At 71.5% G+C, this 13,426-nt stretch carries 14 protein-coding genes; 12 read left to right on the top strand and 2 right to left on the bottom strand.

Annotation, left to right across the window (positions count from 1 at the left end):
* Window positions 1-32 precede the first annotated feature (32 nt).
* The 7 genes from M1D46_RS09830 to M1D46_RS09860 all read left to right on the top strand — a co-directional run bounded on the left by M1D46_RS09830 (window position 33) and on the right by M1D46_RS09860 (window position 7,639).
* The gene (locus tag M1D46_RS09830) at window positions 33-1,037 is read left to right on the top strand and encodes a TerC family protein (protein ID WP_282977565.1); all 1,005 of its coding nucleotides are present in this window, start codon (window positions 33-35) and stop codon (window positions 1,035-1,037) included.
* A 238-nt stretch (window positions 1,038-1,275) separates the two neighbouring features.
* Entirely contained in the window at window positions 1,276-2,745 is a 1,470-nt protein-coding gene (gene leuC, locus M1D46_RS09835; RefSeq protein ID WP_271171675.1) for a 3-isopropylmalate dehydratase large subunit, read from the top strand.
* Window positions 2,746-2,755: 10 nt separating this feature from the next.
* The gene (gene leuD, locus M1D46_RS09840; RefSeq protein ID WP_271171676.1) at window positions 2,756-3,352 is read left to right on the top strand and encodes a 3-isopropylmalate dehydratase small subunit; all 597 of its coding nucleotides are present in this window, start codon (window positions 2,756-2,758) and stop codon (window positions 3,350-3,352) included.
* 67 nt (window positions 3,353-3,419) lie between these two features.
* The gene (gene murA, locus M1D46_RS09845; protein WP_282977567.1) at window positions 3,420-4,787 is read left to right on the top strand and encodes a UDP-N-acetylglucosamine 1-carboxyvinyltransferase; all 1,368 of its coding nucleotides are present in this window, start codon (window positions 3,420-3,422) and stop codon (window positions 4,785-4,787) included.
* Complete coding sequence (locus tag M1D46_RS09850) at window positions 4,784-5,530, top strand: lysophospholipid acyltransferase family protein (protein WP_271171678.1); 747 nt, start codon at window positions 4,784-4,786, stop codon at window positions 5,528-5,530. The genes murA and M1D46_RS09850 overlap by 4 nt, the downstream gene beginning before the upstream one ends.
* Window positions 5,530-6,645: an NAD(P)H-dependent glycerol-3-phosphate dehydrogenase gene (locus M1D46_RS09855; RefSeq protein ID WP_374727769.1), complete on the top strand. Its 1,116-nt coding sequence runs from the start codon at window positions 5,530-5,532 to the stop codon at window positions 6,643-6,645. The genes M1D46_RS09850 and M1D46_RS09855 overlap by 1 nt, the downstream gene beginning before the upstream one ends.
* Entirely contained in the window at window positions 6,545-7,639 is a 1,095-nt protein-coding gene (locus M1D46_RS09860; protein ID WP_324011475.1) for a D-alanine--D-alanine ligase family protein, read from the top strand. The genes M1D46_RS09855 and M1D46_RS09860 overlap by 101 nt, the downstream gene beginning before the upstream one ends.
* 6 nt (window positions 7,640-7,645) lie before the next feature.
* Here M1D46_RS09860 and M1D46_RS09865 read toward each other — a convergent pair whose 3' ends face one another.
* Complete coding sequence (locus M1D46_RS09865; RefSeq protein ID WP_456285452.1) at window positions 7,646-8,155, bottom strand: DUF3515 family protein; 510 nt, start codon at window positions 8,153-8,155, stop codon at window positions 7,646-7,648.
* 49 nt (window positions 8,156-8,204) lie between these two features.
* Here M1D46_RS09865 and thiL point away from each other — a divergent pair, with 49 nt between their 5' ends.
* Window positions 8,205-9,191, top strand: coding sequence for a thiamine-phosphate kinase (gene thiL / locus M1D46_RS09870; RefSeq protein ID WP_456285453.1), 987 nt, complete (start codon window positions 8,205-8,207; stop codon window positions 9,189-9,191).
* Between the two features lie 6 nt (window positions 9,192-9,197).
* Here the strand turns inward: thiL and M1D46_RS09875 are convergent, their stop codons facing one another.
* Window positions 9,198-9,770 carry an RsmD family RNA methyltransferase gene (locus M1D46_RS09875; protein ID WP_421075687.1) on the bottom strand — a complete coding sequence of 191 codons (573 nt, stop codon included), beginning with the start codon at window positions 9,768-9,770 and terminating at the stop codon, window positions 9,198-9,200.
* A gap of 62 nt (window positions 9,771-9,832) precedes the next feature.
* Here M1D46_RS09875 and M1D46_RS09880 point away from each other — a divergent pair, with 62 nt between their 5' ends.
* From M1D46_RS09880 to rpmF, 4 genes are all read left to right on the top strand, one after another.
* Window positions 9,833-12,001, top strand: coding sequence for an ATP-dependent DNA helicase RecG (locus M1D46_RS09880; RefSeq protein WP_456285454.1), 2,169 nt, complete (start codon window positions 9,833-9,835; stop codon window positions 11,999-12,001).
* A gap of 76 nt (window positions 12,002-12,077) precedes the next feature.
* Window positions 12,078-12,578, top strand: coding sequence for a pantetheine-phosphate adenylyltransferase (gene coaD / locus M1D46_RS09885; protein WP_271171685.1), 501 nt, complete (start codon window positions 12,078-12,080; stop codon window positions 12,576-12,578).
* Window positions 12,579-12,705: 127 nt separating this feature from the next.
* The gene (locus M1D46_RS09890) at window positions 12,706-13,200 is read left to right on the top strand and encodes a YceD family protein (RefSeq protein ID WP_271172174.1); all 495 of its coding nucleotides are present in this window, start codon (window positions 12,706-12,708) and stop codon (window positions 13,198-13,200) included.
* 2 nt (window positions 13,201-13,202) lie between these two features.
* Window positions 13,203-13,412, top strand: coding sequence for a 50S ribosomal protein L32 (rpmF, locus tag M1D46_RS09895; RefSeq protein WP_172989695.1), 210 nt, complete (start codon window positions 13,203-13,205; stop codon window positions 13,410-13,412).
* Window positions 13,413-13,426 lie beyond the last annotated feature (14 nt).

Here is a 13,426-nt window from a genome sequence, read left to right on the forward strand (position 1 = left end):
CATACCGCCGTCCCCTCCGAAAGGCCCTGAGCTTGGACATCCCTGTCTGGTTCCAGGTCGGATCCCTCGTGATCCTGACCCTCATCCTCATCGCCGACCTCCTCATCATCCTCAAGCGGCCGCACATCCCGTCGACGCGCGAGTCGACGCTGTGGGTCGTGTTCTACGTCACTCTCGCGCTCATCTTCGCCGGCGCCCTCTGGTTCCTCGGCGACGCGCAGCACGCGGGCGAGTTCGTCGCGGGCTGGCTGACGGAGTACAGCCTGTCGATCGACAACCTGTTCGTCTTCGTGCTGATCATGACGCAGTTCTCGGTGCCCCGCCGCTACCAGCAGGAGGTGCTGATGGTGGGCATCATCATCGCGCTCGTGCTGCGCGCCGCGTTCATCCTGCTCGGCGCCGCCCTCATCGAGAACCTCAGCTGGATCTTCTACATCTTCGGCGCGTTCCTCATCTTCACCGCCGTGCGCCAGGCGCTGCCGGAGAAGCACGAGGCCGACGAGCAGACCGAGAGCTTCATCGTCCGGACGCTCCGCCGATTCGTCGACATCAGTGACGAGTACGACGGCGCGAAGCTCCGCACCGTCGTCAACGGCAAGAAGATGCTCACCCCGATGATCATCGTGTTCGTCTCGATCGGCGTGACCGACCTCATGTTCGCGATCGACTCGATCCCCGCGATCTACGGCATCACGCAGGAGCCGTTCCTCGTCTTCGCGGCGAACATCTTCGCGCTCATGGGCCTGCGGCAGCTGTACTTCCTCCTCGGCGACCTGCTCGAGAAGCTCAAGTACCTGCACTACGGCGTCGCGTTCATCCTCGCGTTCATCGGCGTCAAGCTCATCCTGCACGCGCTGCACGTCAACGAGCTGCCGTTCATCAACGGCGGCCACCACATCGACTGGGTGCCCGAGATCAACAACTGGATGTCGCTCGGCGTCATCGTCGGCTCGATGGCCGTGGCCACCATCGCGAGCCTCATCTCGTCCTCGCGCGAGGCGCGCCGCGAGAAGGCCGTGACGGAGCCCGGACGCTGACCGGCTGAGCACTCTGACGACGCGGCGCGTCGATCTGCCCACACGGCGGGTCGGCGCGCCGCGTCGCACTGTGCAGATCTCGCAGATCGACAGGGGTCGGTGAGCACCCTGCTATCCTGAAGGGGTGCGGTGCGCCCGACTTCTCCTTATGCGCCGCGACGGGATCACGCTCTAGGCCTCTCCCCGTCGCGGAGTCCGTCGTAGGCCGACACCGACGACCGCTAGGAGCAGGAAGAGCATGAGCACCAACGACATCCGGGTTCCGGATCGCCCCCGCACGCTGGCCGAGAAGGTCTGGGATGACCACCTCGTCGTGAAGGGCGAGGACGGCCAGCCCGACCTCATCTACATCGATCTCCACCTCGTCCACGAGGTGACGAGCCCGCAGGCGTTCGACGGCCTGCGCGCCGAGGGACGCGGTCTCCGCCGGCTGGATCTGACGATCGCCACGGAGGACCACAACACCCCGACGATCGACATCGACAAGCCGATCGCCGACCTCACGAGCCGCACCCAGATCGAGACGCTGCGTCGCAACGCCGAGGAGTTCGGCGTGCGCCTGCACTCGCTGGGCGACGCCGAGCAGGGCATCGTGCACGTCGTCGGCCCGCAGCTCGGGCTCACGATGCCGGGCATCACGGTCGTGTGCGGCGACAGCCACACGTCGACGCACGGCGCGTTCGGCGCGATGGCGTTCGGCATCGGCACGAGCGAGGTCGAGCACGTGATGGCCACGCAGACCCTCCCGCTCAAGCCCTTCAAGACGATGGCGATCACGGTCGAGGGCGAGCTGAAGCCGGGCGTCACGGCGAAGGACATCATCCTCGCGGTGATCGCGAAGATCGGCACGGGCGGCGGCCAGGGCTACGTCCTCGAGTACCGCGGCAGCGCCATCCGCTCCCTCTCGATGGAGGGGCGCATGACCATCTGCAACATGTCCATCGAGGCCGGGGCGCGCGCCGGCATGGTCGCGCCGGACGAGACGACGTTCGCCTACCTCGAGGGCCGCCCGCACGCACCCCGAGGCAAGGACTGGGACGACGCGGTCGCGTACTGGAAGACGCTGCCCACCGACGAGGGCGCGGTGTTCGACGCCGAGGTCTTCATCGACGCGAACGAGCTCGAGCCGTTCGTCACGTGGGGCACGAACCCCGGTCAGGGCGTCTCGCTCAGCGACGTCGTGCCGGCCGCCGACGACTTCGAGGACCCGAACGAGCGCGCAGCCGCCGAGCGCGCGCTCGAGTACATGGACCTCGTCCCGGGGACCCCGCTCAAGGAGATCCCGGTCGACGCGGTCTTCATGGGCTCGTGCACGAACAGCCGCATCGAGGACCTGCGCGCCTTCGCGTCGATCATCGAGGGCCGCAAGAAGGCCGACGGCGTGCGCGTCATGGTCGTGCCGGGCTCGGCGCGCGTGCGGCTGCAGGCCGAGGCCGAGGGCATCGACCGGATCGTCAAGGAGTTCGGCGGCGAGTGGCGCTTCGCCGGCTGCTCGATGTGCCTGGGCATGAACCCCGACCAGCTCGCGCCGGGCGAGCGCTGCGCGTCCACCTCGAACCGCAACTTCGAGGGGCGCCAGGGCAAGGGCGGGCGCACGCACCTCGTGTCGCCGCTCGTCGCGGCGGCGACGGCCGTGCGCGGCACGCTGTCGAGCCCGTCCGACCTCGCATCCGCCGACCAGCCGGCCCTGTCGGGCGCGGGAGCGTAAGGAGACCGTCATGGAGAAGTTCACCACCCACACCGGGATCGCCGCTCCGCTGAAGCGCTCGAACGTCGACACCGATCAGATCATCCCCGCGGTGTTCCTCAAGCGCGTGACGAAGACGGGCTTCGACGACGCGCTCTTCCACGGCTGGCGCCAGGACCCCGAGTTCGTCCTGAACCAGGAGCCCTACCAGGGCGCATCCATCCTCGTGGCGGGGCCCGACTTCGGCACCGGATCGAGCCGCGAGCACGCCGTCTGGGCGCTGCGCGACTTCGGGTTCAAGGTCGTGCTGAGCCCGCGCTTCGCCGACATCTTCCGCGGCAACTCGGGCAAGCAGGGCCTGCTGACGGGCATCATCTCGGAGGCCGACCTCGAGCGCTTCTGGGCGGCCATCGAGGCGCAGCCCGGCGTGCGGATGACGGTCGACCTCGTCGAGCGAACCGCCGTACTCGGCGACTTCACGGCCGGGTTCGAGATCGACGATTACACTAGGTGGCGGCTCCTCGAGGGGCTCGATGACATCGGGCTCACCCTCCGCAACGAAGACAAGATCGCGGAGTTCGAGGCCCGCCGCGAGGCGTGGCGGCCACGGACGATCCCCGTTCCGTGAGCCCGGGGCTCGGGGCCCCGTCAGCACGGCGGACAACCCGCCAGAACGGTAGTGAGGCCACCAGCACATGACACTCCTGGGCGACACGAAGGTCGCGGGCGCTTCGGCATCCCGCAGCGGCGAAGTGATCGAGATCCGCGGCGGACGTCCGCTGCGCGGGCAGGTCGACGTGCGAGGCGCGAAGAACCTCGCCACCAAGGCCATGGTCGCGTCCCTCCTCGGTGAGACCCCGAGCACCCTGCGCGACGTGCCCGACATCCGCGACGTCGAGGTCGTCCGCTCGCTTCTCGAGGTGCACGGCGTGGCCGTCTCCGAGGGCGAGGAGCCGGGTTCGCTCATCCTCGACCCGAGCGCCGCGAAGTCGGCGAACTTCGAGGAGATCGACGCGCACGCGGGCTCGTCGCGCATCCCGATCCTCTTCTGCGGCCCGCTCCTGCACCTCCTCGGACAGGCGTTCATCCCCGACCTCGGCGGCTGCCGCATCGGCGACCGCCCCATCGACTTCCACCTCGACGCCCTGCGCGCCTTCGGAGCGATCGTCGACAAGCAGCCCAGCGGCATCCGCCTGTCCGCGCCCGAGGGCCTCCACGGCGCCGACATCGAGCTGCCGTACCCGAGCGTGGGCGCGACGGAGCAGGTGCTCCTCACGGCCGTGCGCGCGAACGGCGTCACCGAGCTGCGCAACGCGGCGATCGAGCCCGAGATCATGGACCTGATCGGCGTCCTCCAGAAGATGGGCGCGATCATCTCCTACGAGCCCAACCGCGTCATCTTCATCGAGGGCGTGCAGGAGCTCCGCGGCTACGACCACCGCTCGCTGTTCGACCGCAACGAGGCCGCGTCGTGGGCCTCGGCGGCGCTGGCCACCGACGGCGACATCTTCGTCAAGGGCGCGCGCCAGTACGAGATGCTCACGTTCCTCAACGTCTACCGCAAGGTCGGCGGCGACTTCGACATCACCGACGAGGGCATCCGCTTCCGCCGCGGCGAGGCCCCGCTCAAGCCGGTCATCGTCGAGACCGACGTGCACCCCGGCTTCATGACCGACTGGCAGCAGCCGCTCATCGTCGCGCTCACCCAGGCGCACGGCACGTCCGTCGTGCACGAGACCGTCTACGAGAACCGCTTCGGGTTCATCGAGGCGCTCAACCAGATGGGCGCGGACATCGTCGTGCACCCGCGCGGGCTCGACGGCCCCTACCGTCGCGTGCCGCGTCGCGCGCTCGAGCAGGCCGCGGTCATCACAGGGCCGACGCCGCTGCGCGGCGCCGACATCGTCGTCCCCGACCTCCGGGGCGGATACAGCCACGTCATTGCCGCTCTCACGGCGGAGGGCACGTCGCGCGTGTCGGGCGTCGGCATCATCCGCCGCGGATACGAGAAGTTCTTCGAGAAGCTGACCGCTCTCGGCGCTGACTTCGACGTCGTGGGGTGACGGTGGGCGCTCCCGCCTCACCTGAGAAGAGCCGCCCGAGCATCTTCTGGCCGCTCGCGGCGATCGTCATCCCGCTCGTCGGGCTGCTCGCGCGGATCGAGCTCCGCGGCTCCGAGAACCTGCCCCGTCGCGGTGCGTTCGTCCTCGCGCCGAACCACCACAGCGAGATCGACCCGCTCATCGTCGCGATCGCGACGTGGCGGGCCGGGCGCGCGCCCCGGTTCCTCGCGAAGGAGAGCCTGTTCCGCATCCCCGTCGTCGGATGGGTGCTGAAGGCCTCCGGGATGGTCCCGGTCGCGCGATCCCGCGGCGCGGCCGCGCAGGCGCTCGCGCAGGCGAAGGAGCTCGCCTCGAGCGAGCGCGGCGTGATCGTCTACCCCGAGGGCACCCTCACGCGCGACCCCGGGCTGTGGCCGATGCGCGGCAAGTCGGGCGCGATCCGCCTCGCCCTCGCCGGCGACATCCCGCTCATCCCGCTCGCGCAGTGGGGCACGCAGGCGGTCATGCCGCGCTACGGCAAGCTGTCGCTGCTCCCGCTGCGCAAGCCGATCACCGTCCTCATCGGCGAGCCCCTCGACGTGTCCGACCTGCGCGGGCGGACCGACCAGGCCGCCATCCAGGAGGGCACGGAGCGCCTCATGGCCGCGATCACCGCACTGCTCGAGGAGCTGCGCGGCGAGAAGGCCCCGCCCGAACGGTGGGACCCGACGCAGCACGGCCAGGCCGAGACGGGCAAGCTGTGATCCCCGAGCGCGTCGTCGTCCTCGGCGCGGGCAGCTGGGGCACGACGTTCGGCAAGATCCTCGCCGACGGCGGCGCCCAGGTCACGATGTGGGCCCGTCGCGCTGAGCTCGCGCACGAGATCGACCAGGCCAAGCGCAACTCGCAGTACCTGTCCGGGATCAACCTGCCCCGGTCCATCCGTGCCACCCACGTCCTCCAGAAGGCCGTCGAGGGCGCAGAGCAGATCTACCTCTCGGTGCCGAGCAAGTCGGCCCGCGACACCCTCAAGCAGCTGCGCCCGCTCATCGGCTCGTCCGACGTGCCGGTCGTGAGCCTCATGAAGGGCGTCGAGAAGAAGTCGGGTCTGCGGATGAGCCAGGTCATCGAGCAGGCGCTCGGCTGCGACCCCGCGCGCATCGCCGTCGCGAGCGGCCCGAACCTCGCGCTCGAGATCGCGCGCGAGCAGCCGACCGCGGCGGTCATCTCGTCGTCGAGCCAGGAGACCGCCGACCGGATCGCGCGCACGGCGCGCAACCGGTACTTCCGCAGCTTCGTCAACACCGACGTCATCGGCACCGAGTTCGGCGGCGTGCTGAAGAACCTCATCGCCGTCGCGATCGGCATCGTCGACGGCGTCGGATACGGCGAGAACACGAAGGCGTCGATCATCACGCGCGGCCTCGTCGAGATGACCGACTTCGCGGTGGCGTACGGCGCGCAGGCCGAGACGATGCAGGGCCTCGCGGGGCTCGGCGACCTCATCGCGACGTGCCAGTCGCCCCTCAGCCGGAACAACACGGCGGGACGCCTGCTCGGGCAGGGCTACACGCTGCAGGACGTCGTGAAGCAGATGGAGCAGACCGCCGAGGGCCTCGGCTCGGTCGCCCCCATCCTCAAGCTCGCGAAGGCGAAGGGCGTCGAGATGCCCATCGTCGAGCAGGTGCGGATGGTGCTCGACGGCACGCTCGATCCGCGCGACATCGCGCCGCACCTCACCACAGACGACGACACCCCCCAGGGCGAGAGGACGACGAATGACGACGGCGACAGTGGCGGTGCTCTTCGGCGGGCGCTCCAGCGAGCACTCCATCTCCTCCGCGACGGCGGGCGGGGTGCTGGGAGCGATCGACCGTGACCGCTACCGGGTGATCCCGATCGGCATCACCCGCGACGGCGTCTTCGTGCTCGAGGACGACGACCCCGGCAAGTTCCGGCTCGACGCCGAGAGGCTGCCGGAGGTCGTCGACAACGGCACGCGGGTGATCTGGCCCGCAGGCGGCGGCGACCGCGTGCTGCGCGTGCGCGACGCGGATGGCCTCGAGCGCGAGCTCGGCGCGGTCGACGCGGTGCTGCCCATCCTGCACGGCCTGCACGGCGAGGACGGCACCATCCAGGGCTTCCTCGACATCCTCGAGCTCCCGTATGCGGGCGGCGGCGTGCTCGACTCCGCCCTGTGCATGGACAAGCACTTCATGAAGATCGCGCTGCAGGCGGCGGGCGTGCCCGTCGCGCCGTGGACGACCGTCCGGCGGTCGCGCTGGAGCACGGCGCCCGACGCCGTCCGCGCCGAGGCCGACGCGCTCGGGTACCCGCTGTTCGTGAAGCCCGCGCGCGCGGGCTCGAGCGTGGGCGTCTCGAAGGCGCACGACGCGTCGGAGCTCGACGAGGCCATGCGCATCGCCTTCGCGGAGGACGACAAGGTGCTCGTCGAGAAGGGCATCGGGGGGCGCGAGATCGAGGTCGCGATGCTCGAGGGCCGCGACGGGGGAGAGGCGCGCGCGTCGCTCCCCGGCGAGATCGTGCTCACGACGCGCGACTTCTACGACTTCGAGGGGAAGTACCTCGGCGGCGAGGGCGTCGACGTCGTGTGCCCTGCCGATCTGTCGGAGGACGAGATCGAGGCGATCCGCGCGGTCGGCATCCGGGCCTTCGAGGCCGTCGACGGACGCGGGCTCGCTCGCGTCGACGTGTTCCTCACGCCCGAGGGCGAGATCGTCGTCAACGAGCTCAACACGATGCCGGGCTTCACGCCGATCTCGATGTTCCCGAAGTGCTGGATCGCGTCCGGGATGACGTACTCCGAGCTCATCACGGAGCTCGTCGAGCTGGGCCGCGCCCGCGCGGCCTGAGCCGGGTCAGTCCTCCGGCTGCGTGCCGGTCGTCGGGGCGTCCTCGCCCTCCGGCGCGGCGTCGGGGTCGGTGCACTGGGCCGCGCGCGGCAGCGTGGAGACCGCGCTGCCGAGCGCGCTGCCCGCGAGCACCGCGTCGGCCGACACGACGGTCGTGTCGACGTAGACCTGCACGGCCGGCTCGCGGCCGTACGTCGTCATGCGCAGATTCGGCCGCTCGCTCTCGTCGACGATCCAGTCGACGCCGTCGATCGTCACGCACTGCTGGGTGGTGGGGGCGGGAGCGTCGTATCCGCACGAGAGGATGACCGCGGTCGGCTCGCCCCACGCCGCGGTCGCCTGAGCGTCGGTCCAGCGGCGCTCGAGGCCCGAGACCGAGTCGGGCATGCGCACGGAGACCTCGGCGCACAGCGGGTCGTTCGCGCGCGGAGCCGCCTCGAGGTGAACGGTCGGCGCGCACCCCGTGAGCGCGATGACGGCGGCGAGGCACGAGACGGCGGCGAGGCGGCGGTTCACCCCACCAGCCTACGTTCGGGCGTCCTGGGCGTTCGCCTACGCTGGAGGGATGCATGAGGATCCCACGGTCGGCGAGCTGAGCGAGGGCGAGATCCTCCGACGGATCCTGGCGCGCACGGGCCGCGCGGGCGCGGGCCTCGTCGGGCCCGGCGACGACGCCGCGGTCGTCGCCGCGCCGTCCGGGTCGGTCGTGGCGACGACCGACACGCTCATCCACGGACCGGACTTCCGGCTGGCGTGGTCGAGCGGCTACGACCTCGGCTGGAAGTCGGCCGCCGTCAATCTCGCCGATGTCGCGGCGATGGGGGCGCGGCCGACGGCGCTCCTCGTCGCGCTCGCGATGCCCAACGACACCCGCGCGTCGTTCGTGGAGGCTCTCGCCGAGGGCCTCCGCGACGCGTGCGACGCCCTCGCGCCCGGCTGCGCCGTCGTGGGCGGCGACCTCACCGCGAGCGACGTGCTCACGATCGCCGTGACCGCCCTCGGAGACCTCGAGGGACGCGCCCCCGTGCTGCGCTCGGGCGCCCGCGCGGGCGACGTCGTCGCGATCGCGGGGGAGCTCGGCCGAGCCGCGCGGGGCCTGCAGGTGCTCTTCGCGCGCTTCCGCGACGCCGATGGCGCACCCCTGCCCGTCGACCCCGCCCTGCTGCGGGACGGCGACACGGGCGTCCTCGAGGCGCAGCTGCGGCCCGCTCCGCCGATCGGCCTCGGGCCGTTCGCCGCGCGCGCCGGCGCGACCGCCATGATGGACGTCTCGGATGGCCTCGCGCTCGACGCGCGGCGGATGGCCGACGCCTCGGCGGTCACGATCGCGATCGACAGCGCCGACCTGGGGGACGATCCGCGGATCGCGCTCGAGGGCGGGGAGGACCACGCGCTGCTGGCGACCTTCCCGGCCGGCGCCCTGCCCCCCGGATTCCGCCCGATCGGACGCGTCATCCCGCGCGACGAGGCATCGGTCCACGTGGACGGCGTGCCGTACCTCGGCGCGGGCGGCTGGGATCCGTACCGCGATTGGGATGCGGCCGCGGGCTGACGACGCTCAGGCGCTGAGCGGCTCGCCCCACCACAGGGTCGTGTCGCCGTACGCCTTCTCGCGCCACGCGGAGAGGCCGGCGGCGGCCCAGTCGGGGGAACCGGAGCGCGTTGCGCGCTCGACGATCACGAGCGCGCCCGGCGCGAGCAGCGGCGCGAGCAGCGCGAGGTCGTCGTCGAGGTCGCGCGGCGGCAGGTCGTAGGGCGGGTCGAGGAACGCGATGTCGATGCCGGGCGCCGTGCCGCGGAGGAAGGCGCGCACCGCGATGGGGTGGACGCGCACGCGGGGCGCGCTCGAGCCCATCGCGCGCCGCACGACCTCGACGTTCCGCTTCACGATCTCGGCCGCCGGCCGGGACCGCTCGACGAGGTCGACCGACGCGGCGCCGCGGCTCGCGCACTCGAGACCGAGTGCGCCCGATCCCGCGTACAGATCGACGACCGCGGCGCCCTCGATGAGGCCGGTGTCCTCGAGCGCGCCGAACAGCGACTCGCGCACGCGGTCGCTCGTGGGGCGGGTGCCCGAGCGCGGCACGTCGAGCCGGGCGCCGCCCGCGCGGCCCGCGATGATCCTCGTCACCCTGCCACGATATCCTCGGCGGGCGCGGCGTCCGCGTCCGGGGCCCCTTCTAGACTCGACGCATGCCGCTCTCGCTCGACTCCTCGCTCACGGAGGCCGTCGGCGCGAAGTCCGCCGGCCTGCTCTCGCGGGCGTTCGGGATGGCGACCGTGGGCGACCTGCTCGCGCACTACCCGCGCCGCTACATGAGCAGGGGCGAGCTCACGCCCATCCGCGACCTCCCGCTCGGTGAGACGGTCACGATCGTCGCCGAGGTGCGGCGCGTGCAGTCGCGTCCCATGCGCAGCCGCGGCGGGCGCCTCCTCGAGGTGATCATCGGCGACGGCCAGGGCGAGATGTCGCTCACGTTCTTCAACCAGGACTGGCGCGAGCGCGAGCTCCGGCCAGGTCGGCGCGGCGTCTTCTCGGGCAAGGTCGGGGAGTACCGTCGCGAGCGTCAGTTCTCGCATCCCGCGTACGAGCTCTTCGACGACGAGGGCGATGCCGATGCGCGCGCGCAGGAGTTCGCCGGCCGGCTCATCCCCGTGTATCCCGCGACCTCCGCGCTCACGAGCTGGGCCATCCAGAAGCTCGTCGAGCAGTGTCTGACCCGCCTCGGCGACGTGCCCGAGCCGCTCCCCGACGACCTGCGGGAGCGGGAGGGGCTCATGGGCGCGCGCGACGCGCTCGACGGCGTGCACCGGCCCGCGAACGAGGGGCACGCCTACAGCGCGCGCAAGGCGCTGCGGTGGCACGAGGCGCTCGTGCTCCAGACGGCACTCGCTCAGCAGCGCCGTGACGTCAGGGCTCTCGCAGCCACGCGCCGCGAGGCGAAGCCGGGCGGCCTGCTCGAGCGCTTCGACGCGGCGCTGCCGTTCGCGCTGACCGACGACCAGCGCGAGACCGGCGAGCGGATCGCGGCCGACCTCGTCGCCGGATGGCCGATGAACCGGCTCGTGCAGGGCGAGGTGGGGTCGGGCAAGACGCTCGTCGCGCTGCGCGCCATGCTGCAGGTGGCCGAGTCCGGCGGCCAGGCGGCGCTGATCGCGCCGACCGAGGTGCTCGCCGGCCAGCATCTGCGCTCCATCACGCGCATGCTCGGGCCGCAGCTGGCTCCCGAGGTCATGCCCACGCTCCTCACCGGCCAGATGCCGGCGGCGGCGCGACGGAAGGCCGCGCTCCGCGTGGCGTCGGGTCAGTCGCGCATCGTCGTCGGCACGCACGCCCTGCTCAGCGAGGGCACGACGTTCGCCGACCTCGGGCTCGTCGTCGTCGACGAGCAGCACCGGTTCGGCGTGGAGCAGCGGGAGACCCTGCGCGCGAAGGGAACGAGTCCGCACGCCCTCGTCCTCACCGCCACGCCCATCCCGCGCACCGTCGCGATGACGGTCTTCGGCGACCTCGACGTGTCGACCATCCGCACGATGCCCGCGGGCCGCGCCGGCATCGAGACCTTCGTCGCCCCGGTCGCCGAGCGCCCGCGCTGGTTCGACCGGGTCTGGGAGCGCGTCGCCGAGGAGGTCGAGAAGGGGCACCAGGTCTTCGTCGTGTGCCCCGCGATCGACGTCGCGGCGAAGGGCAAGGCCGCCGCCGAGGACGACGCCCCGGAGGCCGCCGCGGAGGAGGGCGGCTCCGGCCCGCGCTGGGGCGTCGCGCAGGTCGCCGAGATGCTCGGGCGGCACCCCGTGGTCGGGCGGCTCAGGCTCGCGACGCTGCACGGCCGCATGCCGGGCGAGGAGAAGGACCGCATCATGCAGGAGTTCGCGGCCGCCCGCGTCGACGTGCTCATCGCGACGACCGTGATCGAGGTCGGCGTCGACGTCCCGAACGCGTCGACCATGGTCATCCTCGATGCCGACCGCTTCGGCGTCTCCCAGCTCCACCAGCTGCGCGGACGCGTCGGACGCGGGGGAGTGCCCGGACTCTGCCTGCTCGTGACGGAGGCGACAGAGGGAACGCCGGCGCGCGAGCGCGTCGAGGCGGTCGCGGCGACGCTCGACGGGTTCGCGCTCGCGGAGGTCGATCTCGAGCTGCGCGGCGAAGGCGACGTGCTCGGAGAGGCGCAGTCGGGCGTGCGCTCATCGCTTCGGCTGCTCCGCGTGGTCAAGGACCAGGCGCTCATCGCCCTGGCGCGGGAGGAGGCCGACCGCGTCCTCGCGGCGGACCCCGACCTCGCCCGGCATCCCGGACTCGCCGACGCCCTGGCCCGCCGGGTCACGCAGGAGGAGCGCGCGGCCCTGAGCAAGAGCTGAGCATGCGCCCCGCGCGGCGTGTCGCGGGCGCGGCGCTGCCCGGGCGCGGATGGGGCTCCTGGCTAGGCTGGATCGCATGAGCAACCGGATCGCCGTCGTCCCGGGGTCCTTCGACCCGCCCACCCTCGGTCACCTGGACGTCATCCGGCGTGCCGCCTCGCTCTACGACGAGCTCCACGTGCTGGTCGTGCACAACCCCGACAAGGAGGGGATGCTGCCGATCGCGCTGCGGCTGCAGCTCCTCGAGCAGTCGGTCGAGGAGGCGCAGATACCCGGCAAGGTCATCGTCGGATCGTGGAGCGTGGGCCTGCTCGTCGACTACGCGCAGGAGGTGGGCGCCGGCGTGCTCGTGAAGGGCATCCGCTCGCAGGGCGACGTCGCGTACGAGACGCCCATGGCGGTCGTCAACAACCACCTCGCCGGCGTCGAGACGGTGTTCCTCCTCGCCGATCCCGCCCACTCGGTCGTGTCGAGCTCGCTCGTGCGCCAGGTGGCCGGCCTGGGCGGGGACGTCTCGCCCTACGTGCCGGCGGCGGTCGCCCGCTACCTCCGCAGCGCGACCTCGAAGGACTTCTGACCTCGCGTCCCTGCGCGCGCCACGGCCCTCGTCGTCCCGGGCGCGACTACGATTGATCCCCGTGAGAACGCGTAAAACCGGGCCCTTCGTGCTGCCCGTCCGCGACATCGTCCGCAAGCCGGGCGAGATGCGCGAGCACACGCTGACCATCCCCGCACCCGAGCAGTGGGGCGAGGGGATCGTCTCGATCCCGGAGGGGAAGGAGCTCGAGCTCGACGTCCGTCTCGAATCCGTGCACGAGGGCATCCTCGTGTCGGGGGAGCTCGACACGGAGTTCGAGGGGGTGTGCGGTCGATGCCTTCGCGACATCGCCGAACCGCTCGAAGTCGAGTTCCAGGAGCTTTTCGAGTATCCTGGTGAGGAAACTGCTGACTTCGAGGTTCAAGACGACCACGTGGATCTTGAAACTCTGGTCAGGGATGCGGTCGTCTTGTCGCTTCCGTTTCAGCCGGTGTGTCAGCCGGATTGCCCCGGCCTCGACCCGGTCACGGGCGAGCGGCTGACGCAGAGCCCCGGCACCGCGCAGCAGGCGCCTGTCGATCCTCGGTGGGCCGCGCTCCGAGAACTCACAGACCAGAATGGATCGGCGGACTCCGCCGCCCCGAGCACAGAAGAGAGCTAGTCATGGCAGGTAACCCCCCGAAGCGGAAGGTCTCCCGTTCGAACACCCGCTCGCGTCGCGCGCAGTGGAAGGCGGAGGCTCCGGCCCTCGTCAAGACGGTGGAGAACGGCAAGGTCGTCTACAGCCGCCCGCACCAGGCCAAGGTCGTCACCGACTCGCAGGGCACCGAGCTGTTCCTCGAGTACAAGGGCCGCAAGGTCGCCGACGCCTGAGCGGCGGATACGAC

Source organism: Microbacterium sp. JZ70 (assembly GCF_053903225.1).